A 25,509-nucleotide genomic window follows, 5' to 3' on the forward strand; every position below is an offset into this window, starting at 1 on the left:
CAGCGGCGGATGCGGCCAAGGCGCGAGGTGCTTTGGGCGCAGGCATTGGACTGGGCATGGGGTCGTTCATCCCGCAGCCGCGCATTGCTGCACGATGATGAAGCTGCGCATTTGAAACTCAGGCAGCACCCAGCTGCGCAGGGCTTGGGCCGGGGCCAACCAGCGCGTCTGTGCATGGGGCGTGTCGGCATCGACACCGGCCTCGATGCGCAGCCAGGCCCAGTCCATCAGCACCAAGGCCACCGCACGCAAATAATCGTCGGCCACGCGGTAGGCCAGGGCCGCGTCTTTGGGCGCAGCCTGCACGATTTGCTGGGTGATGGCGCGCAAAGTCTGCAGTCTGGCTTGGGCCGGGGTGTGGGCCTTGCTGTTTTGGGCCGCCCGGGGCAGGTCCAGCGCCAAGGTGTCGAGCAGCGCGTTCATGCCCACGCCACCATCGGTGAGCACCTTGCGCACCAGCAGGTCAATCGCCTGGATCTCGTTGGTGCCTTCGTAAATCATGGCCACACGGGCGTCGCGCACGATCTGCTCGATGCCCCATTCGCGCACATAGCCGTGCCCGCCAAACACCTGCAGGCAGTCGCTGCCGCCGTGGAAGGCTTGGTGGGTGAACACCGACTTCATGACCGGCGTGACCAGGGCGCACCAGCGCTGGGCAGCGGCTTGTGTGGCGGTGTCGGGGCTGTGTTTGATCAGGTCGAGTTCCAGCGCAGTGCGGTAGGCCAGCACGCGACCGGCATCGACCCAGGCGCGTTGCGTGTCCAGGATGCGGCGCATCGCGGGGTGCTCGGCAATGAAGTCGGCTTCGGCCGCTGATTTGCCCTTGCCCGGTGCACGCATCTGGCGGCGCTCTTGCGCATAGGCATCGGCCTTTTGCCAAGCCGCGTCCAAGAGACCAATGCCTTGCAGGGCCACGTGCAGGCGGGCGGCGTTCATCATCACGAACATCGCGTTCAGGCCTTTGCCGGGCTCGCCCACGATCGAGCACACCGCTTCGTCAAAGCGCATCACGCAGGTGGGGCTGCCGTGCAGGCCCATTTTTTCTTCGATGCGGTCGCAGTGCACGCGGCTGCGGCTGCCGTCCGGGTAGAACTTGGGCACCAAGAAGAGCGACAGGCCCTTGGGGCCGGGTGGCGCGTCGGGCAGACGGGCCAGCACCAGGTGCACGATGTTGTCGCTCAGGTCGTGTTCGCCGCCCGAGATGAAAATCTTGGTGCCGCTGACCGCGTATTGGCCATCCGGCAAAGGGATGGCCTTGGTGCGCGCCAGGCCCAAGTCAGAGCCCGCATGCGGCTCGGTCAGGCACATGGTGGCCAGCCATTCGCCGGTGGCGACTTTCTCCAAATACTGCGCTTTGAGCGCGTCGCTGCCATGGTGCTTGATGCACTCATATGCGCCGTGCAACAAGCCCGGGGCCATGGTCCAGCCGTGGTTGGCCGCACTCAGCATTTCGTACAGCATGGCTTCGAGCACGGTGGGCAGGCCCTGCCCGCCGTCTTCGGCGCTGGCGGCCAAGGCGGGCCAGCCGGCTTGCCAAAAGCTTTGGTAGGCATCTCTGAAACCCGGCGGCATGGTGACCCCGCCATCTTTCCACTGGGCACCGATTTCGTCGCCATCCCGGTTGAGCGGGGCGATCACCTCGCCCACAAACTTGCCGGCTTCGTCCAGCACTTGCTGCATCAGTTCAGCGTCCACCTCCGCGAAAGCGGGCAGAGCTTGCAGCTGGGTGGGCGCGTTCAGGACGCGGGACAACACGAACTGCATGTCGTCGGTGCGAGGTTGGTAGGCGTTCATGGGGCTCTTTGCTCAGTGGAAAAATCCGGCGCACCCCTCAAGGTGCGCCGGACCGTGGCCGATGGAAATGGATCAGGAGTCCACGCTGAAGCCGATGCGCTTGATCAGTGGGCCCCAGCGTTCGAGTTCCACTTGCGAGCTCTTGAGCTGGTCAGCGGCAGAGCCACCAAACGGAATCAGGCCCACCACGGTCAGAGCGTCTTGCACGCCCTTGTCTTTCAGGGCTGCGTTGATGGCCGTGTTGGCGGCTTGGATCACGTTGGCCGGCGTTTTGGCGGGGGCGTAAAAACCGAACCACTCTTCCACGGTCAACTCTGGGAAGCCTTGCTCGGCAAAGGTGGCCACATCCGGCACAAAGGGCGAGCGGGTTTTGCCCGAGGTGGCGATGATGCGCATCTTGCCGGCCTTGTGGTTGGCAATGAAATCGCCGTGCGGGGTGAACATGCAGGCGATCTGGCCGCCGACCACATCGGTCACGCCAGGCACCGAGCCACGGTAGGGCACATGTTTGAACTCGAAGTTCTGGTTCAGGCCGAGCAAGGCGCCGATGAAGTGCGGTGTGGAGCCTGCTGCAGGCGAGCCGTAGCTGGCCAGAGCGGGGTTGGCCTTGGCCCAAGCGATGAAGTCTTTCACGTTTTTGACGCTGGCCGGCACCATGGGGCCCACGGCAAAACCGTGGTGGATCATGGAGGCGGTGCCCACGGGCGTGAAGTCTTCAAACGGCTTGTACTGCAAGTTCTTGAAGATGTGGGGGTAGAGCGAAATGGCCGAGAACGGGGTCATGGCCAAGACCGAGCCGTCGGCCGGTGCACTTTTGAGCAGGTTCAAAGCAATTTGACCGCCAGCGCCAGGGCGGCTGTCGATGATGCCGGCGTTCTTGCTGTAGGGCGTGCCACCAAACTTTTCGGCTACGCGGCGCGCGCAGATGTCGCCCGAGCTGCCTGGTGGGAAGCCGTAGAGCACTTTGACTTGCTCGATGGGCAGGCCACTTTGTGCCCAGGCTTGCTGGAAAGCGGTGCTGCCCAGAACGGCGGCGCCGATGGTGGCTTGAATGAATTCACGACGGTTGCTCATGCTTGTCTCCTCTTAGAGTGGTAAAAAAACAGGGGGATGAAAGGGTTGAAAGGGTTGACAGGGTTGACAGGGTTGATGGGGCTGGTGGATGTCATGGCTTGGCTGATCGCGCCGCTTGATCGGCCGAGCCTTCCAGCCCGGCCAACAAGGCTTTGCTGTTGCCGGGTATGACCATTTGGAATTGATTCTCGACAAAGGTGTAGTCGTAGTAGCCCATGCGCGCCAGAGGCTGGATCTTGAGCACATCGATGAGGCCTTGGCCGTTGATGATGTCATCGTCGATGTGGATGGCGACCACGCGGCCAAACACCACATCGGCGCTGCCCATGGGCGGCTGGCCGGGAAAGCGCAGGCTGTTGAGGTACACGCATTCGAACTGGATGGGCGAGGCCTTGACCCGCATGGGCTTGACCAAACGGCTGGGCAGCTTCTCGAGCCCTGCGCGCTCAAACTCGTCCACGCCATGGGGGACTTCTTCGGCCGAGATGTTGACGGCTTCGCGCAAGGCGTAAGTGGCCATGTTCCAGACGAACTCGCCGGTTTGTTCGGCGTTGCGCACCGAGTCCTTGCGCTCACCTTGGGTGGTCTGGTTGGCACTGAACATGACGATGGGCGGATCAAAGGTCACATTCTGGAACTGGCTGTAGGGTGCCAAGTTGTGACGGCCCTGTGCATCGACGGTGGAGATCCAGCCGATGGGGCGTGGGATCACGCAAGACTTGAAGGGGTCATGCGGGAGGCCGTGGGGGGTGACGCCGGGTTCGTAGTACATGGCTCAGGTTCTGGCTTCAGCTGCACAAGGCTCGGATGTCCTCGGGCACCGGGATGGCTTTGATGCGGTCCGGGTCTTCGGGGTGTTTGATGCAGAAAGCGCGCACTTCGGTGCCTTCGCACAAGACGGTGTCGCCGCGCATGACCACGTGCTTGTGCACGAACACTTTGTCGCGCCACTCTTGCACGCTGGTGTGCACCTGCAGGGTCTCGCCATAGGTGGCGGGGCGGATGAATTTGGTGTTGATCTCCAAGAGCGGCGTGCCGATGATGCCGCGCGTTTTGACCAGCTCTCGCCACGGCAACACGCCACACTTCACAAAGAAGTTCAGAGACGATGCGTCCATCCACTTGGAGAAGTTGGGGAAGAAGACGATGCCTGCCGGGTCGCAGTCACCGAACATCACTTGCACTTCGTAAACAACGGTTTTGCTCATGGGGGGCGCTCTCTTAACGGGGGGCCATGCGCAGTGCGCCGTCCAGGCGGATGACTTCGCCGTTCAGGTGGTCGTTGCTCACAATGTGGCAGGCCAGCTCGGCAAACTCGCTGGGTTTGCCCAGGCGCGCAGGGAAGGGGATGCTGGCGGCCAGCGACTGCTGCACGGGCTCGGGCAGTCCTTTGAGCAAGGGGGTCGCGAACAGGCCAGGGGCGATGGTGCAGACACGGATGCCGTGTTGCGCCAAGTCGCGCGCCATGGGCAGCGTCATGCCCGCCACGCCGGCCTTGGAGGCACTGTAGGCCTGCTGGCCGACCTGACCGTCAAAGGCCGCCACCGAGGCGGTGAAGACCATGACGCCACGGGCGTTGTCGTCCATGGGGCCCAGCTTGGCGCAGGCGGCTGCAAACAGGCGGGCCGCGTTGTAGGTGCCGATCAGGTTGACTTGTATGACCTTGGCGAAGTCTTCCAGCGGCGCCGCGTTGCCGTCTTTGCCGACCACGCGTTTGGCGGTGCCGATGCCCGCGATTTGCATCAGGATGCGGGCGGGGCCGTGGGCAGCGGCGGCGATCTCGATGGCTTTGGCCATGCTCTCCGGGTCCGACACGTTGCAATGCACCGCCAGGCCGCCGATGTCTTGGGCCACGCGCTCGGCGTTGTCCATGTGGAGGTCGAGCACCGCGACCTTGGCACCCAGACGGGCGAGTTCACGGGCAGTGGCTTCACCGAGGCCCGAGCCCCCGCCGGTGACCAATGCGGCTTGTCCTTGGATGTTCATGCTGTGTCTTTCAAAAGGTTGGGAAGGGTTCAGACCGCTTCGGGGTTTTCGATCAAGAGCGCAATGCCTTGTCCGCCGCCCACGCAGGCGCTGGAGATGCCGTATCGGAGCCCTGAGCGCTGGAGTTCACGCGCCAGCGTGATCGTCAGGCGCACGCCCGTTGCGGCCAGTGGGTGGCCCAGCGCGATGGCGCCGCCATTCACGTTGAGTTTGGCCAAGTCCAGGCCGAGTTCGCGGCCCACGGCCAAGGTTTGTGCGCCTTGGGCTTCGTTGATCTCGAAGCGGCCAATGTCGGACAGCTTGAGGCCCGTGCGTTCCAGCAAAAGTCGGATCGCCGGGGCTGGGCCAATGCCCATGATCTCGGGCGGCACGCCCACTGCCGCAGCCGCAACCACGCGGGCCAGCGGTTTTTTGCCCTGCGCTTTGGCGTAAGAGCCCGAGGTGACCACGCACGCCGCAGCGGCATCGACCAGGGCCGAGCTGTTGCCACCGGTTTGCACGCCGCCTTCGTAAACCGACTTGAGCTTGGCCAGCACCTCTGGCGGGGAAATTCGGGGGTGGGTGTCTGTGGCCACTTCGGTGACCTTGCCTTGCAGCTTGATGCCACGGGCCTTGTAGCCTTCGAGCTCAAACTTTTCAGTGACCACCGGCACGATCTCGCCCGCATGGAAGCCCGCTTGCAGCGCCGCCACGGCCTTGGCAAAGGACTCGGATGCGAACTGGTCCACCTCTTCGCGGGAGATGCTGTACTTTTTGGCCAGGTTCTCGGCCGTCTGGATCATGTTGATGCCCGCGGCCGGGTCCTTCAGGGCTTCCCACATGTAGTCCTTGAAGCCCACGGGTGCGCCCAGTTTGAAGCCGGTGCGGTGGTCAAAGGCCGCAATCGGGTTGCGCGTCATGCTCTCGGTGCCCACCACCAGCGCCGCGTCGCACACGCCCGCTTCGATCTGTTCGCCCGCTTGGCGGAACAGCTCAAAGCCTGTGCCGCAAATGCGCTGGGTCATGATGGCCGGCACTTCTTGCGGCACGCCGGCGTACAGGCCAATGTGGCGCGGCAGGAAGAACTGGTCAAAGTCGCCGGGCGCCATGTTGCCGGTGATGACCGAGCCGATCTCGCTGGGCGGAATGCCAGCGCGCTTCAATGCTTCGCGGGCGGCCTTGATGCCCAAATCGGTGGGCGAGATGTGGCCCAAAGCGCCGCAGTAATCGACCATGGGCGTGCGCACGCCTTCGTGCATCCACACATCGGCAAACGCGTTGAAAAATCCTTTGGAGGCCATGTGGTTTCTTTCAGTTGTTGCTGGCACGACGCCCTCGTCGCATAAAGGGGTGGCTTGCGCCACCGCGAGCGGGGCGTCGCGCCTGCCGGTCAATCATTGCGGTTGGACGATGTGCGGCAATGTGCCTTCGTGCAGCGCGGCCACGGTGCTTGCCCGGTGCGAGAGCACTGAGCGTTGGTTGATCGAGCCCTTGTCGGTGATCTCGCCTTTGTCGATGGTGGGCGGCTCGCTCAGCAGGCACAGCCGCGCAATGCGGTTGGCGCTGCCGGTGGCGGTTTGCGCCAATGTGTTCACGATGTCCTGGAATTTGGCCAGCACAGGGGCCGAGGCCAGCACATCCGACAGGGGGGCGTCGGCCGCCAAGCCGCTCAAGGTGCGCACAGCCGGTGTTGGGAAAATCATGGCGCCGACTTCTTTCAAGTTGATGCCGGTCAGCACCGCGTCCTGGATGTAAGGGGCACCGGCTGCAATGATTTTTCCGCGCAAGGGGCCCACGCTCACGAAGGTGCCGGTGGCCAATTTGAAGTCTTCAGCGATGCGGCCGTCGAACTTCAGGCCCAAATGCACATCGTTTTCGTCGATCCATTTGACCGCGTCGCCCGTCTTGAAGAAGCCTTCTTCGTCAAAGGCGCCAGCGGTTTCTTCGGCGTTGCGCCAGTAGCCTGGGGTGATGTTGGGGCCGCGGTAGCGCACCTCGGTTTTGCCTTGCATGGCCACCAGCTTGAGCTCCAGGCCAGGTGTGGGCACACCCAGGTCACCCGCCTGCACAAAGGGGTTGGTCACAAAGATGCCAAAGGGGCCGGATTCGGTCATCCCCAGGCCCGTGCCCATGACAATGCGCTCGCCCACTTCGCGCTCTTGCGATTCGTAGAGGCTGTCCCAGATGGGTTGCGCCAAAGCGGCACCGGCGTAGAAGAACATCTGAACGCGCGAGAGCAAGGTTTTGCGCAGCGCATCGTCGGTCTTCATCGCGTTGGCGATGGCTTCAAAGCCTGTGGGCACGTTGAAGTACACCGTGGGTGCGATCTCGCGCAGGTTGCGCAAGGTCTCGTGCATCAAAGCAGGCGTGGGCTTGCCATCGTCAATGTACAGCGTGCCGCCGTGGAACACGGTCATGCCAAAGTTGTGGTTGCCGCCAAAGGTGTGGTTCCATGGCAACCAGTCGACCAGCACCAAGTCCTGTTCCGCCAGGACGGGCATGGACTGGGCCATTTGCTGCTGGTTGGCGCACCACAGGCGGTTGGTGTTGATGACGGCCTTGGGCAGCTTGGTGGAGCCGCTGGTGAACAAGAACTTGGCAATGGTGTCGGGCCCGGTGGCCGCCATGGCTGCATCCACCGCAGCTGTGGCGGGTTCTGCACACAGGTGCTCAAAGGCGGTGACACTTCGGCCGGGCACATGGCCCTCGACCATCACGACTTCCATGTCCTCGCTCACCGTGGCGGCGATGGCTTTGGCATAACGATCGTCCGAGGCGAACACCAGTCCCGGCGTGACGGTGCTCAGCACATGCTTGAGTTTGTCGTAGTCCACGCTGACCAAGGAATACGGGGGCGAGGTGGGCACATAGGGCACGCCGGCCACGAGACAGCCCAAAGCCAGCAAGGCATGTTCCAAGCTGTTTTCACTCAGGATGACCACCGGCCGCTCGGCACTCAAGCCCCGGTTGATGAGGCTTTGCGCAATGCTGCGTGCTTGGGCCCAAGCCTGTGCATACGTGATGTGCCGCCACTGGCCCAAGGTGCCATCGGCGTTCTTCTCGCGCCGCGCCATGAAGCTGTGCTGGGGCTTGGTTTGCGCCCAGTGCTGCAGGCGATCGGTCAGGCGGTCGGGGAAGGCTTGCAGGTCTTGGTCCGCTTTGAGGTACTGCGTGCCGGACTCACCGCTTTGCAAGTGGACACGGGTCACGCCGAATTTGAGCGGGCGAAATTTGGGGGCGTTCATGCGGGTCTCCGGTTCAGCTTTTTTGCACCTTGGCGGCCTTGCCTTCCAGGAAGGCACGAACGCGGGCTTTGGCTTCTGGCGCGGATTGGGCAATCGAGGCCATCAAGGCTTCGGTGAACAAGCCGTGGTCAGCGGGTTGTTCGGCGATGCGGGGCAGGGCGTGCGTCAGGGCAAAGTTGGTCAGTGGCGCGTTGGTGGCAATGCGGGTGGCCAACTCGATGGCCTTGGCCAATGCCGTGCCCGTGGGCACGAGGTATTGCGCCAAACCCACGCGCTCACCGTCTTGTGCGTTGTACACGCGGCCCGTGAGCATCATGTCGGTCATGCGGGCTGCGCCGATCAACTTGGGCACACGCACCGAGCCACCGCCGCCCACGAAAATGCCGCGTGTGCCTTCGGGCAGGGCGTAAAAAGTGCTCTCGTCGGCCACGCGGATGTGGCTGGCGCTGGCCAGTTCCAGGCCGCCGCCCACCACAGCCCCATGCAAAGCCGCCACCACAGGCACGCGCCCTTGCTCCACGGCGTTCAGCGCCACGTGCCAACTGCGGGAATGGTGGATGCCTTCTCCGGCGTCGCGCTCTTTCAACTCTGACAAATCCAGGCCGGCGCAAAAGTGGTCGCCCTCGCCGTGGATCACGGCGGCACCCGCTTCGGGCGGCAGGTTCTGGAACACATCGCGCAGCGCTTCGATCAGGCCATCGTTCAAGGCATTGCGCTTGGCCGGACGGCACAGGCGGACCACGGCGACGGCCCCTTGCATGTCCAAAGCCACGCCGTTGGCGGCAGCACGTTCGAGGATAGGGTGGTGGGTGTGGGTCATCGCAAGCGCTTTCAGCAGACCTGACCCGAAGGCCAAGAAGGTTATTATTGATAACCATATTGTGATCAGCCGATGGCCATTTGCTGCTTGGTGTTTTCCCTAGGGTTGGCGTGCTTCACCGTTGGCGTGTCCCATTGGGAGCGCGGGCATGTCGATCTCCAGGCCTTGGGCGGGGTGGTCTTGCCTGTGACCTGGGTGTGGCCCGCGATCGGCTATCGTTCAGCCTTATTTGCTGCGGAAGAGCCCCATGAAACACGAAGACCTGGTCGCCATCGACATCCACACCCACGCCGAAGTGAGCTGCTGGAACCCCTTTGACAACTACGGCGAGGAATACGACCGCGCCGCCGACAAGTTCTTTGGCAGCAACCGCCGCCCGACCATCGAAGAGACGGTGAAGTACTACCGCGAGCGCAAGATCGGCCTGGTCATGTTCACGGTGGACAGCGAATCGCAGCTGGGGCGCAGGCGCATCCCCAACGAAGAGATCGCCAAGGCCGCACGCGAGAACAGCGACATGATGATCGCGTTCGCCAGCATCGACCCGCACAAGGGCAAGATGGGTGCACGCGAAGCCGAGCGCTTGATCCAAGAAGAGGGCATCAAGGGTTTCAAGTTCCACCCGACGGTGCAGGGCTACCACCCCTACGACAAGATGGCCTGGCCCATCTACGAGGTGATCAACCATTACAAAATGCCCGCGATTTTTCACACCGGGCACAGCGGCATTGGCTCGGGCATGCGCTGCGGCGGCGGCTTGCGCTTGGCCTACAGCAACCCCATGCACCTCGATGACGTGGCGATCGACTGGCCCGACATGCAGATCGTGATGGCTCACCCGAGCTTCCCGTGGCAAGACGAGGCTTTGAGTGTGGCCACGCACAAGCCCAATGTGTGGCTCGATCTGTCAGGCTGGAGCCCCAAGTACTTTCCCAAGCAACTCATCCAATACGCCAACACCTTGCTCAAAGACCGCGTCTTGTTTGGCAGCGATTACCCGCTGATCACGCCCGAGCGCTGGATGAAAGACTTTGAGGTGGCCGGCTTCAAACCCGAGGTGATGCCGGGCATTTTGAAGGGCAATGCGATCCGTTTGTTGGGGCTGGACAAGGCCGCTTGACTCTGAGCGTTGCGCGGGCCAGGCCTCAGCGCGCGCCCCACGGGGTGAGTTTGACGGCGGCTGCGGTGACCACGCCATAAAGCACCATGGCCACGGCCACCAGCCCATAAAACTGATCGGCGCTGCCTTGGTGCTGGGAGAGCCCATAACCCACCCCCGCCACCAGCACCAGGCGCACCGTGCCCGCCAGCACGGGCCCGATGACCTGACCAGCGCCCTGCGAAGCAAAGTACAAGGTCAAGCCCAGGCCAAAAAATGGAAAAGCCGGCCCAGCGGTCACCAGGTATTGCCGGGCAAAACCCAGCACCACTTCGTCTTGAGTGAACAGCCTGGCCCACAGATCAGGGGCCAGTGTCACCACGGCCCCGATCACCGCCAAATTGAGAGCCGACACAGCGCCCGCCACCCAGGCGACTTGCCGCGCACGGTCCACATGGCCTGCGCCCATGGCCATGCCCACCATGGGCACAGAGGCCACACCGATGCCAAAGGCAATGGGGATGAGCAAAAACTCCAGGCGCTGACCAATGCCGTAACCGGCCAAGGCTTCGGTGCCCAGCTGGGCCAGAAGTGCGGTAAATATCAAAACGGCCAACACCGATTGCACGGGCGATAAACAAGCTATGGCACCCACTTTGAGGATGTCAGCGAACACACGGCGCTGTATTTTGAAGGCCTGCAGGGGGAGTGTGAGGCGGCCTTGACCGGTGATCAGGTACCAGAGGAAATAAGCCACACCAGCCGCCGTGGCGATGATGTGGCCCCACGCCACGCCCACCATGCCCATGGCGGGCACAGGCCCTGCGCCCAGAGACAGCACCCCGCCCAAAATGATTTGCAGGGCCGAGGTGAGCATCAACGCGATGGAGGGCGTGCGCATATTGCCCGTGCCGCGCAGCACCGAGGCCAAGGTGTTGATGAGCCACACCCATAGGGCGCCACTGAAAAGGACCAGGCCGTAAGCGTTCGCTTCAAGCAAAACGGCGTCTCGCCCGCCCAAAAGTTGGTAAAGCCATGGCCCCCAGACCACAAAAAGGGCGCTGTAGACCAGACCAGAAGCCACACCAATCAGCAAGGCATGCTGCAACAAGGTTTGCGCACGCGGCACGTCGGACGCGCCCAGCGCCCGGCTGATGGCGGCAGACACCCCGCCCCCCATGGCCCCGGCCGACATCATCTGGGTGAGCATGGCGAAGGGGAAGACCAGCGCCATGGCCGCCAAAGGGGCGGTGCCCAAGCGGCCCACGTAATAGGTCTCGGCGATGCCCACCAGCACCGTCATGACCATCGCCAGCACATTGGGTGCGGACAAGCGCAGCAAGGTGGGCAAGATGGGCGCGGTCAGCAGGCGCTGCAGATCGTTGGAAGCTGGGGTCATGCGCCGATCATGGCCTCGGCCTTGCGTCCTGTCAGGATTTAGGCGACAGCCGCTGCGGGCGGCGGTGCTTGCAGCAGCTGGTCCATGGGCCAGTTGAGCAATTCGGCCAGGCGGCACACCACCCAACGTGCTTCGACAGGCGACACCACAGAAGGCTCGGTGAGCAAGCCCAACTCGCATTGCGTCAGCACCAGCTCTTCGGTGATGCCCAAGGTGAACTGCATGTTGGCCGCTTTCTCGGTGAGCAGGTTGGCCAAGTCTTCACACAGCTCGTAGCGCTGGGCCATCTCCCGCAGGCTGATGCTGGGTTTGACCTTGCCCGGCGGCACATAAAGCGCCGTGAAACTCTCCGGCAAATACAGCTGGTTGTCGTCGCTCATGGCGGATCAGGCTTTTTTGACGAATTCGGTTTTCAGCTGCATGGGCCCAAACCCCTCCACCTTGCAATCGATGTCGTGGTCACCGTCGATCAGACGGATGTTTTTGACCTTGGTGCCCACCTTGACCACGGCAGACGACCCCTTGATCTTCAGGTCCTTCACCAAGGTCACGCTGTCACCGTCTTGCAGCACGTTGCCATGGGCATCTTTCCAGACTTTGGCCACTTCAGCCGCTGCAGCTTCGGCAGGGTGCCATTCGTGCCCGCAACTGGGGCAGATCAACAGGTTGCCGTCTGGGTAGGTGTACGCGTCGTGGCATTGGGGGCAGGGCGGCAAGGTGCTCATGGGGAAACTTCTCTTGAAAACCCGATTGTCGTCGCCAAAAGCTGCGAAATGGGGCTGGTGCTTTTGACGTTATGCTTCACGCGACTGTTTTTTATCCTTTGTTGACATGGCCACCACCCCCAAATCGCTCACCGGTCTTGCCCCATTTCTCAAGCCCTACCGCGTGGCCATGGGCTTTGCCGCTGTGTTCTTATTGCTGGCGGCAGGCACCACCTTGGCCTTTCCCTGGGTTCTGCGCCAGTTGATTGACCAAGGCCTGGCCAGCGGTGCCACGGCCGAGCAGCTGTCGGGCAATTTTTTGCAGTTGTTTCTGGTGGCGGCCGCTTTGGCGGTGTTTTCTGCAGGGCGTTACTACACCGTGAGCTGGTTGGGCGAGCGCATCACGGGCGACCTGCGCAACGCGGTGTATGGCCATGTGCTCCAGCAAAGCCCGGCTTTTTTTGAAACCACGCAATCGGGCGAGGTGCTCTCTCGCCTGACCAACGACACGACCTTGGTTCAAACCGTCGTGGGTTCCTCTTTTTCGATGGGACTGCGCAACCTGGTCATGGGCGCAGGCGCCCTGATCATGCTGGTGTGGACCAACCCGGTGCTCATGCTGCAGGTGGTCGCGGTGCTGGCCGCTGTGATTTTCCCCAGCGTCTATTTGGGCCGGCGCGTGCGCCGTCTGTCCCGCGCCAACCAAGACCGTGTGGCCGATTCGAGCGCCATCGCGTCCGAGGTGCTCAACGCCATCAGCGTGGTTCAAAGTTACACCGCCGAGGGCCGTGAGACCCGTCGTTTTGTGGAATCGACGGCGCGTGCCCTGGGTACGGCACTGGGCCGCATCCGCGCGCGGGCCGTGCTGGTGGGTTTCATCATCATGGCCTCGAGCGCCGTTTTGCTTTGGGGCCTTTACATGGGCACCCTGGCTGTGCGTGCGGGCACCAGCACCGCCGGCCAACTGGGCGAGACGGTCTTTTATGTCATCTTGCTGGCCAGCGCATTTGCGGTCCTGGGTGAGGTCTATGGCGACTTGTTGCGCGCCGCCGGCGCGACCGAGCGCTTGATGGAGTTGCTGCACACCGAGTCCAACCTCAAGATCGCGGCCCAGCCCCAACAAGCCCCCTGGCCGCAGGGCGGATCGTCTTTGCTGCTGGAGTCGGTGCGCTTTCATTACCCCTCGCGTCCCGACACCTGGGCGCTGGACCAACTCAGTGGACAGATCCATCCGGGCCAGACGGTGGCGGTGGTGGGGCCCAGTGGTGCAGGCAAAACCACTTTGTTCGATTTGCTGATGCGCTTTCACGATCCGCAGACGGGTCGCATCGTGCTGGACGGGGTGCCGATCGACCAAATGGGCCTGCATGCCTTGCGCGAGCGCATGGCCATCGTGCCGCAAGAGCCGGTTATTTTTTCGGGCACGGTGATCGAGAACATCCGCTATGGCCGCCCAGACGCCAGTCTGCAAGACGTGCACGCCGCAGCCGAAGCGGCTCATGCGCAAGAGTTCATCCGCGAGTTGCCCGAGGGCTTTGACACCTATTTGGGGGATCGGGGGGTGCGTTTGTCGGGCGGTCAACGCCAGCGCATCGCGATTGCACGGGCCATTTTGAAGAACCCGCCGCTTTTGCTGCTGGACGAAGCCACCAGCGCGCTCGATGCGCAAAGCGAAAAAATGGTGCAAGCGGCACTGGACAAAGCCATGGTGGGCCGCACCACGCTGGTCATTGCGCACCGCCTGGCTACGGTGCAGCGCGCCGATGTGATCTGGGTTTTGGAGCGTGGGCGTCTCATGGAGCAAGGCACCCACGCTGAACTGCAAGCCAAGGGTGGGCTTTACGCCAGCCTGGCGGCCTTGCAGTTCAATGCCGGATCACCCGTCTGAAGGGGTTGGGGCCAAAGCGGCCAGCAGGCTGCGGGCTGCGGGCTGCGGGCTGCGACATCACCCCGCGAACCTGCGCAAACCCCTGCCCAGCGCTGTGCGGGCCGGGTGCCCCCCTGCCACTACGGTTTTTGGCTGAGATCGGGCGTCTCTTGACCTGACTCTGCCAGCTGCGCCTTCGCCTCTTGCGCGGCCTTTTCACGCGCCCTTTGTTGGCGCGTTTGTTCTTGCGCCTTGCGCACATCGTGCATTTGCCAGAAGGCAAACAGGAACACCAAGCCAAAAATACCCAGTTCCATCCAAATTCCCATGGGATTGCTCCTGTTGTCGTGGCCCTTGGCCAACACCGCCGAGATTTTGCGCGCAAGTGCAGGCGCGCAAATGCGGGTTTGTGTCAATACATGTTGACAGTGCTTTGAATCAGGTTACATTTACACCCATGCCTGTCAGCTTGGGTTGACAGGCCGTCCCTCCGGAGGTCCCATGAGCCTGATGACACGCGCCGAGCAAGCCCTGAGCACGCATTTTGAGCAAGCTGCGGGCCGTGGTGCGCCGCCCAGGCTGGTGGCCGCCATGCGACACGCCGTGTTTTCGGGTGGGGCACGCATCCGCCCGCAGCTGTGCATGGCCGTAGCCACCGCCTGTGGCGACAACGCGCCCCATCTGACCAATGCCGCCGCTGTGGCCCTCGAGTTGATGCATTGCGCCTCCTTGGTGCACGACGACATGCCTGCTTTTGACAACGCCGACACCCGGCGCGGGCGCCCCACGGTGCACAAAGCATTCAGCGAACCACTGGCTTTGCTCGCCGGGGATGGCTTGATCGTCATGGCCTACCGCGTCTTGTTGCAGGCGGGTGTGCAGCAACCTGAGCGCTTGATGGCGCTGATGGACAACATGACCACCGGTGTGGGCTTGCCACACGGCATCGTGGCTGGACAAGCCTGGGAATGCGAAACCAGTGCCGATTTGGGCCAATACCAACGCGCCAAGACTGGTGCGCTGTTTGTGTCTGCCACCTGCGCGGGCGCCCTCAGTTGTGGCGTGGCACCCGAGCCGTGGGCGCATTTGGGCCAGTATTTGGGAGAGGCTTACCAAGTGGCCGATGACATCCGCGACGTCATCGCCGATGCCGCCACCCTGGGCAAGCCCGCAGGTCAAGACGCTTTGCATGCGCGCCCGAGCTCAGCCCAAGCGCTGGGCCTGACGGGTGCGATTGCCCACTTTGACCAGCTGATCGATCAGGCGGCGGAATCGATCCCGACGTGCTCATGCCGCGACATGCTGCGCCAATTGGTTCAGGTCGAAGCCGAGCGTTTGGTGCCCAAAGCCCTGTGTGAGGGCTATTTCAAGACCCACCCTGAAGTGGCCACCGGCCGCATCCGTGCCCCGCATTGAGCGGCGTGCCCTCAAGACACGAAGGAAGCACCATGTCCCAACCCCTGGATCTGGCCGCTCTGCAGGCCCCGAACGCTTCCGCCTCTCTGAAGGACGCGTGGCAAGCCCGATTGGAGCGTTGGTACGCCCATCCCGGTTTGTACCGTTGGTCGCTTGGCAATCCCTTGACCCGCTGGCTGACGCGTCGCCGCACCCGCAAGCTGTTCGATTTGATGGCCGGTTTTGTGCACAGCCAAGTGCTTCTCGGTTGTGTGCGCTTGGATCTGTTTCGGGCCCTTCACCAAGCCCCCGCCCATTTGGAAGATTTGGCGCGTCGCACCGGGCTGGCCCCTGCCGTGTTGCAGCGCTTGCTGCTGTCGGCCGTCGCGCTGGGGCTGCTGGAGCACCGCAGCCAGGGTCGGTTTGGCCTGGGTCCATTGGGCGTGCCGCTGGCGCAGCACGAGGGCATTGCCCAAATGATCGAGCACAACCACCTGCTCTACCAAGACATGCAAGACCCGCTGCAGTTTTTGAACAACGCCTGGAGCGGCGGTATGGCCGAGTATTGGCCCTATGCCCATGAAAAACCTGCGCTGGCCATGCCGGCGTCGGAGGTGGACAAGTTCACCCGGTATTCCCAGCTCATGGCCGCATCGCAAGGCTTTGTGGTGCAAGAAATCCTGTCGTCTTACTTTTTTGACGAACACCGTTGCGTGCTCGATGTGGGCGCCGGCAAGGGCCGCTTTGTGAGCGAGCTGGCCGCGCACGCCCCGCACCTGAAGTTCAAGATGTTTGACCTGCCCCCCGTGCTGGCGCTGGCCCGCGAAGGCTTGCAGGCCAAGGGTTTGACCGAGCGTGTGGCTTTGCACCCCGGCAGCTTTCTGGACGACCCCTTGCCCGAAGGCGCGGACCTGATCACTTTGGTGCGCGTCGCGCATGACCACCCCGATGCCGTGGTCCGGCAGATCTTGCAAAAAGCCCATGCGGCTTTGCCCTTGGGGGGCGTCTTGCTTTTGGCCGAGCCGATGGCGCAGCCTGAGGGCGAAGCGGGCCAACCCAGTGCCTCGGTCGACGCTTACTTCCACTTTTACCTGCTGGCCATGGGGGCAGGGCGGCTGCGCACGCCCCAAGAGCTGCAAACCATGATGCAAGAGGCCGGCTTCTCCCACGTCGAGGAGGTGCCCAACGCCATGCCCATCCATGCCCGCATTCTTGTGGGGCGCAAATCTCAGTGTTTACCCTATGATTCGCGCGAAAGTGTCAATTAGATTTGACATGTGTTGATGTAAAGCAAAAAATACAATCATGAAATCCCAAGCCGTCGTCTTCAACAACCCCAGGCGTCTGTCATTGCAGGCCTTGGACCTTCCTGAACTGCAGGCCGGTCAGCTTGAAGTGGCCGTGGAATACAGTGGCATCAGCACCGGCACAGAGCGCATGCTCTGGGACGGCAGCATGCCGCCCTTTCCGGGCATGGGCTACCCCTTGGTGCCGGGCTATGAGACGGTGGGGCGCGTGGTGCGCAGCGCCTCAGACTCGGGTTTCCAAGCCGGTCAGCGTGTGTTTGTCCCGGGCGCCAATTGCTTCACGGGCGTCAAAAGTCTGTTTGGTGGCGCGGCTTCGCGGCTGGTGGTGAGCGCGCAAAAAGTGGTGCCTGTGGCCGAGCATGCGGGCGCGCAATCGGTGCTGTTGGCGCTGGCTGCCACGGCCTACCACGCGGTCTCGGGGGGTGGGCAGCAAGACCCGTTCGCCCCGCCCGAGCTCATCATTGGTCACGGCGTCATGGGCCGTTTGTTGGCCCGCTTGACGGTGGCTGCAGGCTTGCCAGCCCCCACCGTTTGGGAAACCCAGGCGGAGCGATTTGCTGGCGCACAGGGCTACACCGTCATGCAGCCGCAAGACGACCCGCGCCGCGACTACAACACCATCTACGACGTGAGCGGCGACGGCAGTCTGCTCAACGGCCTGATCCAGCGCCTGCGCCCCGGTGGCGAGTTGGTGTTGGCCGGTTTTTACAAACAAGACCTCTCTTTTGCCTACGCCCCGGCCTTCATGCGCGAAGCGCGCATGCGCATCGCCGCCGAGTGGAAGCGCCCCGATTTGTTGGCCGTCAACGAACTGGTGAACACCGGTCGTTTGTCGCTCGACGGTTTGATCACCCACACCCAGCCATCGACACAAGCTGGTTCTGCCTACGAGACCGCCTTCGGAGATGCGAGCTGTCTCAAGATGATCCTCGATTGGAGTGCCACAGCATGAACACAGATACCGCCACCCAGCCCATCAAATTTGTCGAAGTGCTCCGGCGCGAAGCCGACGTCGAGCCTGACGCCGTCAGCACCTCCGAGGTGACCAAAGAGACGCAAATCATTGCCATTTATGGCAAAGGCGGCATTGGCAAAAGCTTCACCTTGGCCAACCTGTCCTACATGATGGCGCAGCAGGGCAAGAAAGTGCTGCTGATTGGCTGCGACCCCAAGAGCGACACCACCAGCTTGCTGTTTGGTGGCAAGGCTTGCCCCACCATCATCGAAACCTCATCCCGTCTCAAACTCTCCGGCCAGGCCGTGAGCATTGGCGACGTGTGCTTCAAGCGCGATGGCGTGTTCGCCATGGAACTCGGCGGCCCTGAGGTGGGACGCGGCTGCGGTGGACGCGGCATCATCCACGGCTTTGAAACGCTCGAAAAACTCGGTTTCCACGACTGGGGATTTGACTACGTGTTGCTCGACTTTTTGGGCGACGTGGTCTGTGGCGGTTTTGGCCTGCCGATTGCCCGCGACATGTGCCAAAAAGTCATTGTGGTGGCCAGCAACGACTTGCAGTCGCTGTATGTCGCCAACAACGTGTGCTCGGCCGTGGAGTATTTCCGCAAGCTCGGCGGCAATGTGGGTGTGGCCGGCATGGTCATCAACAAAGACGATGGCACGGGCGAAGCCCAGGCCTTTGCGGACAACGCCGGCATCCCTGTGCTGGCCGCCATCCCGGCCAACGAAGACATCCGGCGCAAGAGCGCCAGCTACGAAATCATTGGCCGCCCTGATGGCGAGTGGGGTCCCTTGTTTGCCGAGTTGGCCAAGAACGTGGCCGAAGCCCCTCCGCAGCGCCCCAAACCTCAGACCCAGGACCAATTGCTGGGTTTGTTCAGCGCCGATGTGGTCGGCCGCAACGTGGTGCTCGAGCCCGCAACCGTGTTCGACATGGTGGGCAAGCACGAAGACATCAAGCCCTCGCTGGAAGTCGTCTACGACGCGGCCTGATTCGCGAAGACCCCTCCACAGGACACGGCCATGACACGCACCATTCCGATTCACCCCAGCACCGACGCCCCCAACCCCGCAGGCCTGCAGGGTGACGGCATGGGCTGCCACGCCGGCACCGAAGCCATGGTGGCCGCCGCCAAAGAGGCCGGCAAGTCCGAGGTGCTGGACCAATACGCCCGAGATTACCCGCGCCAGCCCGATGCCGGACCGCACGACCAGCCGCAAAGCATGTGCCCGGCCTTTGGTTCGCTGCGCGTGGGTTTGCGCATGAAGCGCACCGCCACCATCCTCTCGGGGTCGGCCTGCTGCGTTTATGGCCTGACCTTCACGTCCCATTTCTACGGCGCACGCCGCAGTGTGGGCTATGTGCCCTTCAACTCCGAGTCGCTGGTCACGGGCAAGCTGTTTGAAGACATCCGCGAAGCGGTGCACGCCGAAGCCGATCCGAGCAAAGTCGACACCGTCATCATCATCAACCTGTGCGTGCCCACCGCCAGCGGTGTGCCGCTGCAGCTGCTGCCCAAAGAGATCAATGGCGTGCGCGTCATTGGCATTGACGTGCCCGGATTTGGCGTACCCACCCACGCCGAAGCCAAAGACGTGTTGGCCGGGGCGATGCTGAAATACGCCCGTGAAGAAATCATGAGTGGCCCAGTGGCTGCGCCCCGCGCCGGTCGGGGTGACAAACCCACCGTGGCGCTGCTCGGCGAGATGTTCCCGGCCGACCCGGTCATCATCGGTCAGATGCTGGCGCCCATGGGTTTGGCCGCTGGCCCGGTGGTGCCCACCCGGGAGTGGCGTGAGCTGTATGCCGCGCTCGACTGCTCGGTGGCTGCCGCCATCCACCCGTTCTACACCGCCAGTGTGCGCGAATTCAAAGCGGCTGGGCGTCCTGTGGTGGGTTCGGCCCCAGTGGGACTGGAAGGCACACAAGACTGGTTGCAAAACATTGGCCAGGCCGCGGGCATTGCGCAGGCGCAAATCGATGTGGCGCGCAACCAATCGCTCACGCAAATGCGCGGGCTTTTGATGCAAAAGCCCATCTCCGGCCGCATCACGCTCAGCGGCTACGAAGGCTCCGAGTTGCTCGTGGGCCGTCTCCTCGTCGAGTGCGGGGCCGATTTGCGCTATGTCGGTTCCGCCTGTCCCGCCACCGAATGGAATGCCCAAGACATCGCCTGGCTGCAAGCCAAGGGTGTGCAGGTGCAAATGCGTGCATCGCTCGAGCAAGACCTCAACGCCATGTACGAGTACCGGCCGCAGCTGGCCATTGGCACCACCCCGGTGGTGCAGATCGCCAAGCAAAACAGCGTGCCGTCCCTGTACTTCACCAACCTGATTTCGGCCCGGCCCCTGATGGGTGTGGCTGGGGCCGGCTCGCTGGTGCAGGTGGTGCAAGCGGCCATGGGCAATCAGGCCCGCTTTGACGCCATGAAATCCTTCTTTGGCGATGTGGGGGCCGGCCATGCGGCGGGCGTCTGGGAGTCGGTGCCCAAAGACCGGCCTGAGTTCAAAGCCGAAACCCGTCGCCAAATCGAAAAGATTTTGAAAAAGCGCAAAGCCGAGGAGATGGGTTCATGAACCAGATCAATCCTCCACCCAGCAGCGTGGCCAAGCCCAAGTCGCCACTCATCCTGGACCACGACCGCGCAGGCGGTTACTGGGGTGCGGTGTATGTGTTCACCGCCATCAAGGGTTTGCAAGTGGTGATCGACGGCCCCGTGGGCTGCGAAAACCTGCCGGTGACTTCGGTGCTGCACTACACCGATGCCTTGCCACCGCACGAATTGCCGATTGTCGTGACCGGCCTGGCGGAAGAGCAACTGGGCCGCGAGGGCACCGAGGGCGCCATGAAACGGGCGCATGCCACGCTCGACCCGGAGTTGCCCGCCGTGGTGGTGACCGGTTCGATCGCCGAGATGATCGGTGGCGGCGTCACGCCCGAAGGCACCAACATCGCTCGCTTTTTACCGCGCACCATCGACGAAGACCAGTGGCAGTGCGCCAACCGCGCCATGTATTGGCTCTGGAGTGAATACGGCCTGCGCAAAGTGCCTGCCCGCAAACCCTTTGAAGACCGACCTGCAGGTGAAAAACCGCGCGTCAACATCATTGGCCCCTGCTACGGCACCTTCAACAGCGCCAGTGACCTGGCCGAAATTCGCCGGCTGGTGCAAGGCATCGGTGCCGATGTCAACATGGTCTTCCCACTGGGCAGCCATTTGGCCGATGTGTCGCGGCTGGTCGAAGCCGATGTGAACATTTGCATGTACCGCGAATTTGGCCGCATGCTCTGCGAGGCGCTCGAGCGCCCTTATTTGCAAGCGCCCATTGGCCTGCACAGCACCACCAACTTCTTGCGCAAGTTGGGCGAACTGCTGCACCTGGACCCAGAGCCCTTCATCGAGCGCGAAAAACACACGACGCTCAAGCCCATGTGGGACCTGTGGCGCTCGGTCACACAAGACTTTTTTGCCACCGCCAGCTTTGCCGTGGTGGCAGGCGAGACCTATTCACGCGGTCTGAAAAACTTCCTCGAGCACGAGATGGGTTTGCCCTGTCGCTTCAGCGTGTCACGCACTGCGGGCAACAAGACCGACAACGCCGCCGTGCGTGAGATGGTCAAAACGCAAACACCGCTGATCATGTTTGGCAGCTACAACGAACGCATGTACCTGAGTGAGATCTCAGGCGGCAGCCCCATGCGCGCCGCCTTCATTCCGGCATCCTTCCCGGGCGCCATCATCCGCCGCCACACCGGCACACCCTTCATGGGCTACAGCGGTGCGACCTACGTGATCCAGGAGGTGTGCAACGCGCTGTTTGATGCGCTGTTCCACATCTTGCCCCTGGGCACCGAGATGGACAAAGTCGAAGCCACGCAAGCGCGTGGCGTGGTGGCCCCCAACGCCAGCTGGCAGGACGAGGCGCAGCAGCGCCTGCGCGATGTCGTGCAAAGCCAGCCGGTGCTGGTGCAGATTTCTGCAGCGAAACGTTTGCGCGATCAGGCGGAACAGCTCTCGCATGCCCAGGGTCAAAACGAGGTGACCGAAGCCCATGTGAACGCGGCCAGCCGCGAGCTGGGCTTGGGGGTGGCGGCATGAACGCACACCTCTTTCAAACAACAGCAGGTGCTGCCGTCGGCGGCGCCGCTTCTCTGATGTCGTGGCCTTTGGCTGCGGATGCCCATCTGCGCGGGCTGTGCGCAACCCGGGTCGCAAGGCCTCTTTAAAAGGAGCAAAACATGTCCACCAAGACATCAATTTCCGGACTCACCGATGAGGAAGCCCAGGAGTTCCATCACTACTGGATGCAGGGCACCGTAGGCTTTACAGCAGTCGCTGTACTGGCCCACATCCTGGTCTGGGCGTGGCGTCCCTGGTTCTGATTCAGAGCCTGTTTTTTCATCCATAGATTGACGGAGTCACTGTCATGCAAAACACAACCCACCTCAACGAGGACCATTCGCGTGCGGATGAGTCCCCTGCGTTCTGGTCCATTTTCCTCATCGGATTCGGATGTCTGTTCGTGGTCGTCGTACTGGCCAAACTGGTCGGCGTTCACTGGCGAGATCTGTTGCCCGGTGCAGAAGATGCCAAGAGCATGAGTCAGGGTGTCAAAGCTGCGGTGTACACCTTCATGTCCCACATCATTTAGGAGATTCACCATGTGGAGAATTTGGCGACTTTACGACCCTTTGCGTGCCATGGTGCTGCAGGGTATTTTCTTGTTTGGCCTGGCCGCGATGATTCACCTCATCTTGCTCAGCACCAACAAATTCAACTGGCTCGACGGCGCGAAAAAACCCGTCGCAGCATCGGCGCAAAACTCGCCGCTGCCGACTGCGGTGGCTTCGCTTGCGGCCCCCAAGTCCTGATCCAGGACTTGCCGTTCAGGTGCCGTCATTGAACCCGTGTCAATGCGGCATCTGTTTATCCACTGAAGCAGGAGGACCAAGCCATGGCCATGCTGAGTTTTGAGAAAAAGTACCGTGTCCGCGGAGGTACCCTGCTGGGTGGTGATTTGTTTGACTTCTGGGTCGGACCGTTTTACGTCGGCTTCTTCGGCGTCACAACCTTGTTCTTTTCGTTCCTGGGGACTGCCCTCATCTTGTGGGGTGCCTCACAAGGTCCCACCTGGAACATTTGGCAGATCAGCATCGCACCGCCTGATTTGTCCTACGGTTTGCGCTTTGCGCCCTTGATGGAAGGCGGCCTGTGGCAGCTCATCACGGTGTGCGCGATCGGCGCTTTTGGCTCGTGGATGATGCGTGAGGTGGAAATCTGCCGCAAGCTGGGCATGGGCTTTCATGTGCCTGTGGCCTTTGGTGTGGCCATCTCGGCTTACGTCACTTTGGTGGTCGTCCGCCCGGTGCTCATGGGTGCATGGGGCCACGGATTTCCCTACGGCATCTACAGCCACCTGGACTGGGTCTCCAACGTGGGCTACCAGTACCTGCACTTTCATTACAACCCGGCACACATGATCGCCGTGAGTTTCTTCTTCGCCAGTGTGTTTGCCTTGTCGCTGCACGGTGGCCTGATCTTGTCCTCCACCAACCCTGCACCGGGCACCGTGGTCAAGACACCCGAACACGAAGACACGTTCTTCCGCGACATCATCGGTTATTCGATCGGCACCTTGGGCATCCACCGCCTGGGCTTGTTTCTGGCACTGGCTGCCGTGTTGTTCAGCGCCTTGTGCATTGTGCTCAGCGGCCCCTTCTGGAGCCGTGGTTGGCCCGAATGGTGGAGCTGGTGGCTGAACATGCCCATCTGGTCCCAGTGGCCCGTCTGAGTCGGACTGAACGCACAGACCGAATCCAAAGAATTGAGGAGTACAGCACATGGCCGACTATCAAAACCTGTTCACCACGGTGCAAGCCGTGGGCCCAGTGCACCAAGGGGTGCCACTGGGACACGGCAACAGCCCGCGCACCGGGCAGCCCCTGATCAACTACTGGGTGGGCAAGGTGGGCAATGCCCAGCTGGGGCCCATCTACTTAGGCGGCTTGGGCCTGGTCTCGCTGGTGTGCGGTCTGATCGCGTTCACCCTGATCGGCATGAACATGCTCGCTTCGGTGAACTACGACCCCATCCAGTTTGTGCGCCAGCTGTTCTGGTTGTCTCTGGAGCCGCCACCCCCGAGCTATGGCCTGAGCTTGCCCCCACTCAACCAGGGCGGCTGGTTCCTGATCGTCGGACTGTTCCTCACCGCCTCGGTCTTGTTCTGGTGGGCGCGCACTTACCGCCGTGCGGTGGAGCTGGGCATGGGCACGCACATCGCTTGGGCGTTCGCCGCTGCCATCTGGTTGTTCCTGGTGTTGGGCCTGTTCCGCCCGATCTTGATGGGTTCATGGGGTGAGGCGGTGCCCTACGGCATCTTCTCCCACCTGGACTGGACGGCCGCTTTCTCGCTGCGCTACGGCAACCTGTTCTACAACCCGTTCCATGCGCTGTCCATCGTGTTCCTTTACGGATCGGCCCTGCTCTTTGCCATGCACGGTGCGACGATTTTGGCGGTCACACGCTTTGGCGGCGAACGCGAGATCGAGCAGATCACCGACCGGGGCACCGCCTCTGAGCGTGCCGCGCTGTTCTGGCGCTGGACCATGGGCTTCAACGCCACCATGGAATCGATTCACCGCTGGGCCTGGTGGTTTGCGGTGTTGTGCCCCATCACGGGCGGTATCGGCATCTTGCTGACGGGCACCGTGGTGGACAACTGGTACCTCTGGGCCATCAAGCATGGCGTGGCGCCACCGTACCCCGAAATTTTCCCCGCGATGGTGGACCCCGCACTGAGCACTGGAGGCAAGCCATGAACATGAAGACCTTGAACACATTCGGCTGGGCCGCCCGCTGGGCCAAAGGCCTGGGCCTGGCACTGGCCGGTTTGGTGCTCGCTGGCTGCGAGCGCCCTGTGCCCGAGACGGTGCAAAGCGGTTACCGTGGCACCGGCATGGCGCAGATCTACAACGCCCGCCTGCTCGAAGTCAAAACCGAAAAAAATCAGCCGCCTGTGGCCATTCCTTCGGCCGGCTCCGATGGCCCCAAGGCCTCGCAGGTCTACAAGAACGTCAAGGTCCTGGGTGACCTGAGCGTGGGTGATTTCAACCGTTTGATGGTCTCCATGAGCAGCTGGGTCGCGCCCAACGAGGGCTGCGCGTATTGCCATGCGCTGCCCAACTTCGAAGACGACAGCAAATACACCAAGGTGGTGGCGCGTCGCATGGTCGAGATGACCCAGCACATCAACGCCGATTGGCAGCCCCACGTCTCCAAAACCGGTGTGACCTGCTACACCTGCCACCGCGGTGAACCCGTGCCCAATGCCATCTGGTTCAAGGCCGATCCACAACCGCAAGGCTCGAACTTCATCGGCGACAAAACCGGTCAAAACACCCCTTCACCGGTGGTGAATTTGTCCTCGCTGCCCAACGATCCTTTCACCCCTTTCTTGCTGGGTGACCAGAAGATCCGTGTGAACGGCCCCACCGCATTGCCATCGGGTAACCGCATGTCGATCAAGCAGGCCGAGTGGACCTACGGGCTGATGACGCACATGTCGACCTCCTTGGGCGTCAACTGCACGTATTGCCACAACACCCAATCCTTCCAAAACTGGGAAAACAGCCCGCCCCAGCGCACGACGGCTTGGCACGGCATCCGCATGGCCCGAGACCTGAACCTGACCTACATGGAGCCTTTGACGGAAGTCTTTCCGGCGCACCGCAAGGGCCCGCTGGGTGATGTGGCCAAGCTCAACTGCGCCACTTGCCACCAAGGCGCCTACAAGCCGCTCAATGGTGCGCAAATGGCCAAAGACTTTCCCGAGTTGCTCAAACCTGCTTTGGCCGCGGCCAAAGTGGCGTCCAAGTAGAT

Annotated in this window: 26 protein-coding genes; 14 read left to right on the plus strand and 12 right to left on the minus strand. The window is 62.3% G+C overall.

What is annotated here, in order from left to right:
* Positions 1-66: 66 nt before the first annotated feature.
* From B9Z31_RS12965 to B9Z31_RS13000, 8 genes are all read right to left on the minus strand, one after another.
* Positions 67-1,794: an acyl-CoA dehydrogenase family protein gene (locus B9Z31_RS12965; RefSeq protein ID WP_100119990.1), complete on the minus strand. Its 1,728-nt coding sequence runs from the start codon at positions 1,792-1,794 to the stop codon at positions 67-69.
* A 72-nt stretch (positions 1,795-1,866) separates the two neighbouring features.
* Positions 1,867-2,868 carry a Bug family tripartite tricarboxylate transporter substrate binding protein gene (locus tag B9Z31_RS12970; RefSeq protein ID WP_100119991.1) on the minus strand — a complete coding sequence of 334 codons (1,002 nt, stop codon included), beginning with the start codon at positions 2,866-2,868 and terminating at the stop codon, positions 1,867-1,869.
* A 91-nt stretch (positions 2,869-2,959) separates the two neighbouring features.
* Positions 2,960-3,640, minus strand: coding sequence for a flavin reductase family protein (locus B9Z31_RS12975; protein ID WP_100119992.1), 681 nt, complete (start codon positions 3,638-3,640; stop codon positions 2,960-2,962).
* A gap of 16 nt (positions 3,641-3,656) precedes the next feature.
* Positions 3,657-4,076, minus strand: coding sequence for a thioesterase family protein (locus B9Z31_RS12980; protein WP_100119993.1), 420 nt, complete (start codon positions 4,074-4,076; stop codon positions 3,657-3,659).
* Positions 4,077-4,089: 13 nt separating this feature from the next.
* Complete coding sequence (locus B9Z31_RS12985; RefSeq protein WP_100119994.1) at positions 4,090-4,854, minus strand: SDR family NAD(P)-dependent oxidoreductase; 765 nt, start codon at positions 4,852-4,854, stop codon at positions 4,090-4,092.
* A gap of 29 nt (positions 4,855-4,883) precedes the next feature.
* Positions 4,884-6,134, minus strand: a complete 1,251-nt coding sequence (locus B9Z31_RS12990) for a thiolase family protein (RefSeq protein WP_100119995.1) — start codon at positions 6,132-6,134, stop codon at positions 4,884-4,886.
* 93 nt (positions 6,135-6,227) lie between these two features.
* Complete coding sequence (locus B9Z31_RS12995) at positions 6,228-8,078, minus strand: feruloyl-CoA synthase (RefSeq protein ID WP_100119996.1); 1,851 nt, start codon at positions 8,076-8,078, stop codon at positions 6,228-6,230.
* Positions 8,079-8,091: 13 nt separating this feature from the next.
* Positions 8,092-8,838 (minus strand): crotonase/enoyl-CoA hydratase family protein, encoded by a 747-nt coding sequence (locus B9Z31_RS13000; protein WP_199174508.1) that lies wholly within the window; start codon positions 8,836-8,838, stop codon positions 8,092-8,094.
* A 307-nt stretch (positions 8,839-9,145) separates the two neighbouring features.
* Between B9Z31_RS13000 and B9Z31_RS13005 the strand changes: the two genes are divergently transcribed.
* Positions 9,146-10,018, plus strand: coding sequence for an amidohydrolase family protein (locus B9Z31_RS13005; RefSeq protein ID WP_100119998.1), 873 nt, complete (start codon positions 9,146-9,148; stop codon positions 10,016-10,018).
* A gap of 25 nt (positions 10,019-10,043) precedes the next feature.
* On the opposite strand, the gene B9Z31_RS13010 is transcribed toward B9Z31_RS13005, so the two are convergent.
* Genes B9Z31_RS13010 through B9Z31_RS13020 form a run of 3 tightly spaced genes read right to left on the minus strand, consistent with a single transcriptional unit; the run spans position 10,044 to position 12,121 of the window.
* Complete coding sequence (locus tag B9Z31_RS13010; RefSeq protein ID WP_100119999.1) at positions 10,044-11,396, minus strand: MATE family efflux transporter; 1,353 nt, start codon at positions 11,394-11,396, stop codon at positions 10,044-10,046.
* Positions 11,397-11,434: 38 nt separating this feature from the next.
* Positions 11,435-11,776: an ATPase with chaperone activity gene (locus tag B9Z31_RS13015; protein ID WP_100120000.1), complete on the minus strand. Its 342-nt coding sequence runs from the start codon at positions 11,774-11,776 to the stop codon at positions 11,435-11,437.
* A gap of 6 nt (positions 11,777-11,782) precedes the next feature.
* A complete protein-coding gene (locus B9Z31_RS13020; RefSeq protein ID WP_100120001.1) occupies positions 11,783-12,121 on the minus strand; it encodes a zinc ribbon domain-containing protein YjdM in 339 nt (112 codons plus the stop codon).
* Positions 12,122-12,227: 106 nt separating this feature from the next.
* Here B9Z31_RS13020 and B9Z31_RS13025 point away from each other — a divergent pair, with 106 nt between their 5' ends.
* Positions 12,228-13,988, plus strand: coding sequence for an ABC transporter transmembrane domain-containing protein (locus tag B9Z31_RS13025; protein ID WP_100120002.1), 1,761 nt, complete (start codon positions 12,228-12,230; stop codon positions 13,986-13,988).
* A gap of 119 nt (positions 13,989-14,107) precedes the next feature.
* Here the strand turns inward: B9Z31_RS13025 and B9Z31_RS13030 are convergent, their stop codons facing one another.
* On the minus strand, positions 14,108-14,296 hold the full coding sequence (locus B9Z31_RS13030) for a hypothetical protein (RefSeq protein WP_100120063.1): 189 nt from the start codon (positions 14,294-14,296) through the stop codon (positions 14,108-14,110).
* 172 nt (positions 14,297-14,468) lie between these two features.
* Between B9Z31_RS13030 and B9Z31_RS13035 the strand changes: the two genes are divergently transcribed.
* The 12 genes from B9Z31_RS13035 to pufC all read left to right on the plus strand — a co-directional run bounded on the left by B9Z31_RS13035 (position 14,469) and on the right by pufC (position 25,507).
* Positions 14,469-15,383 carry a polyprenyl synthetase family protein gene (locus B9Z31_RS13035; protein WP_100120003.1) on the plus strand — a complete coding sequence of 305 codons (915 nt, stop codon included), beginning with the start codon at positions 14,469-14,471 and terminating at the stop codon, positions 15,381-15,383.
* 32 nt (positions 15,384-15,415) lie between these two features.
* Positions 15,416-16,630: a methyltransferase gene (locus tag B9Z31_RS13040; protein ID WP_100120004.1), complete on the plus strand. Its 1,215-nt coding sequence runs from the start codon at positions 15,416-15,418 to the stop codon at positions 16,628-16,630.
* Positions 16,631-16,667: 37 nt separating this feature from the next.
* On the plus strand, positions 16,668-17,621 hold the full coding sequence (gene bchC, locus B9Z31_RS13045; RefSeq protein ID WP_100120005.1) for a chlorophyll synthesis pathway protein BchC: 954 nt from the start codon (positions 16,668-16,670) through the stop codon (positions 17,619-17,621).
* Positions 17,618-18,622: a chlorophyllide a reductase iron protein subunit X gene (locus B9Z31_RS13050; RefSeq protein ID WP_100120006.1), complete on the plus strand. Its 1,005-nt coding sequence runs from the start codon at positions 17,618-17,620 to the stop codon at positions 18,620-18,622. The genes bchC and B9Z31_RS13050 overlap by 4 nt, the downstream gene beginning before the upstream one ends.
* 30 nt (positions 18,623-18,652) lie before the next feature.
* A complete protein-coding gene (gene bchY, locus B9Z31_RS13055; protein ID WP_100120007.1) occupies positions 18,653-20,206 on the plus strand; it encodes a chlorophyllide a reductase subunit Y in 1,554 nt (517 codons plus the stop codon).
* The gene (gene bchZ / locus B9Z31_RS13060; RefSeq protein ID WP_100120008.1) at positions 20,203-21,729 is read left to right on the plus strand and encodes a chlorophyllide a reductase subunit Z; all 1,527 of its coding nucleotides are present in this window, start codon (positions 20,203-20,205) and stop codon (positions 21,727-21,729) included. The genes bchY and bchZ overlap by 4 nt, the downstream gene beginning before the upstream one ends.
* A 140-nt stretch (positions 21,730-21,869) precedes the next feature.
* Positions 21,870-22,013, plus strand: coding sequence for a light-harvesting antenna LH1, beta subunit (gene pufB, locus B9Z31_RS13065; protein ID WP_019425952.1), 144 nt, complete (start codon positions 21,870-21,872; stop codon positions 22,011-22,013).
* 44 nt (positions 22,014-22,057) lie between these two features.
* Positions 22,058-22,282 (plus strand): hypothetical protein, encoded by a 225-nt coding sequence (locus B9Z31_RS13070; RefSeq protein ID WP_100120009.1) that lies wholly within the window; start codon positions 22,058-22,060, stop codon positions 22,280-22,282.
* Positions 22,283-22,292: 10 nt separating this feature from the next.
* A complete protein-coding gene (gene pufA / locus B9Z31_RS13075) occupies positions 22,293-22,502 on the plus strand; it encodes a light-harvesting antenna LH1, alpha subunit (RefSeq protein WP_053168888.1) in 210 nt (69 codons plus the stop codon).
* An 83-nt stretch (positions 22,503-22,585) separates the two neighbouring features.
* On the plus strand, positions 22,586-23,422 hold the full coding sequence (gene pufL, locus B9Z31_RS13080; protein ID WP_100120010.1) for a photosynthetic reaction center subunit L: 837 nt from the start codon (positions 22,586-22,588) through the stop codon (positions 23,420-23,422).
* A gap of 49 nt (positions 23,423-23,471) precedes the next feature.
* The gene (pufM, locus tag B9Z31_RS13085; RefSeq protein WP_100120011.1) at positions 23,472-24,449 is read left to right on the plus strand and encodes a photosynthetic reaction center subunit M; all 978 of its coding nucleotides are present in this window, start codon (positions 23,472-23,474) and stop codon (positions 24,447-24,449) included.
* The gene (gene pufC / locus B9Z31_RS13090; protein WP_100120012.1) at positions 24,446-25,507 is read left to right on the plus strand and encodes a photosynthetic reaction center cytochrome PufC; all 1,062 of its coding nucleotides are present in this window, start codon (positions 24,446-24,448) and stop codon (positions 25,505-25,507) included. The genes pufM and pufC overlap by 4 nt, the downstream gene beginning before the upstream one ends.
* The last annotated feature ends 2 nt before the right edge of the window (positions 25,508-25,509 follow it).

The sequence above is a fragment of the Limnohabitans sp. G3-2 genome, assembly GCF_002778275.1.
GTDB lineage: Bacteria > Pseudomonadota > Gammaproteobacteria > Burkholderiales > Burkholderiaceae_C > Limnohabitans_A.

What these genes read in the sequence shown, in the direction of transcription:
- B9Z31_RS12965 (WP_100119990.1), bottom strand. Translation starts at nt 1,794, where the DNA reads ATGAACGCCTACCAACCTCGCACCGACGACATGCAGTTCGTGTTGTCC.
- B9Z31_RS12970 (WP_100119991.1), bottom strand. Translation starts at nt 2,868, where the DNA reads ATGAGCAACCGTCGTGAATTCATTCAAGCCACCATCGGCGCCGCCGTT.
- B9Z31_RS12975 (WP_100119992.1), bottom strand. Translation starts at nt 3,640, where the DNA reads ATGTACTACGAACCCGGCGTCACCCCCCACGGCCTCCCGCATGACCCC.
- B9Z31_RS12980 (WP_100119993.1), bottom strand. Translation starts at nt 4,076, where the DNA reads ATGAGCAAAACCGTTGTTTACGAAGTGCAAGTGATGTTCGGTGACTGC.
- B9Z31_RS12985 (WP_100119994.1), bottom strand. Translation starts at nt 4,854, where the DNA reads ATGAACATCCAAGGACAAGCCGCATTGGTCACCGGCGGGGGCTCGGGC.
- B9Z31_RS12990 (WP_100119995.1), bottom strand. Translation starts at nt 6,134, where the DNA reads ATGGCCTCCAAAGGATTTTTCAACGCGTTTGCCGATGTGTGGATGCAC.
- B9Z31_RS12995 (WP_100119996.1), bottom strand. Translation starts at nt 8,078, where the DNA reads ATGAACGCCCCCAAATTTCGCCCGCTCAAATTCGGCGTGACCCGTGTC.
- B9Z31_RS13000 (WP_199174508.1), bottom strand. Translation starts at nt 8,838, where the DNA reads ATGCAAGGGGCCGTCGCCGTGGTCCGCCTGTGCCGTCCGGCCAAGCGC.
- B9Z31_RS13005 (WP_100119998.1), top strand. Translation starts at nt 9,146, where the DNA reads ATGAAACACGAAGACCTGGTCGCCATCGACATCCACACCCACGCCGAA.
- B9Z31_RS13010 (WP_100119999.1), bottom strand. Translation starts at nt 11,396, where the DNA reads ATGACCCCAGCTTCCAACGATCTGCAGCGCCTGCTGACCGCGCCCATC.
- B9Z31_RS13015 (WP_100120000.1), bottom strand. Translation starts at nt 11,776, where the DNA reads ATGAGCGACGACAACCAGCTGTATTTGCCGGAGAGTTTCACGGCGCTT.
- B9Z31_RS13020 (WP_100120001.1), bottom strand. Translation starts at nt 12,121, where the DNA reads ATGAGCACCTTGCCGCCCTGCCCCCAATGCCACGACGCGTACACCTAC.
- B9Z31_RS13025 (WP_100120002.1), top strand. Translation starts at nt 12,228, where the DNA reads ATGGCCACCACCCCCAAATCGCTCACCGGTCTTGCCCCATTTCTCAAG.
- B9Z31_RS13030 (WP_100120063.1), bottom strand. Translation starts at nt 14,296, where the DNA reads ATGGGAATTTGGATGGAACTGGGTATTTTTGGCTTGGTGTTCCTGTTT.
- B9Z31_RS13035 (WP_100120003.1), top strand. Translation starts at nt 14,469, where the DNA reads ATGAGCCTGATGACACGCGCCGAGCAAGCCCTGAGCACGCATTTTGAG.
- B9Z31_RS13040 (WP_100120004.1), top strand. Translation starts at nt 15,416, where the DNA reads ATGTCCCAACCCCTGGATCTGGCCGCTCTGCAGGCCCCGAACGCTTCC.
- bchC (WP_100120005.1), top strand. Translation starts at nt 16,668, where the DNA reads ATGAAATCCCAAGCCGTCGTCTTCAACAACCCCAGGCGTCTGTCATTG.
- B9Z31_RS13050 (WP_100120006.1), top strand. Translation starts at nt 17,618, where the DNA reads ATGAACACAGATACCGCCACCCAGCCCATCAAATTTGTCGAAGTGCTC.
- bchY (WP_100120007.1), top strand. Translation starts at nt 18,653, where the DNA reads ATGACACGCACCATTCCGATTCACCCCAGCACCGACGCCCCCAACCCC.
- bchZ (WP_100120008.1), top strand. Translation starts at nt 20,203, where the DNA reads ATGAACCAGATCAATCCTCCACCCAGCAGCGTGGCCAAGCCCAAGTCG.
- pufB (WP_019425952.1), top strand. Translation starts at nt 21,870, where the DNA reads ATGTCCACCAAGACATCAATTTCCGGACTCACCGATGAGGAAGCCCAG.
- B9Z31_RS13070 (WP_100120009.1), top strand. Translation starts at nt 22,058, where the DNA reads ATGCAAAACACAACCCACCTCAACGAGGACCATTCGCGTGCGGATGAG.
- pufA (WP_053168888.1), top strand. Translation starts at nt 22,293, where the DNA reads ATGTGGAGAATTTGGCGACTTTACGACCCTTTGCGTGCCATGGTGCTG.
- pufL (WP_100120010.1), top strand. Translation starts at nt 22,586, where the DNA reads ATGGCCATGCTGAGTTTTGAGAAAAAGTACCGTGTCCGCGGAGGTACC.
- pufM (WP_100120011.1), top strand. Translation starts at nt 23,472, where the DNA reads ATGGCCGACTATCAAAACCTGTTCACCACGGTGCAAGCCGTGGGCCCA.
- pufC (WP_100120012.1), top strand. Translation starts at nt 24,446, where the DNA reads ATGAACATGAAGACCTTGAACACATTCGGCTGGGCCGCCCGCTGGGCC.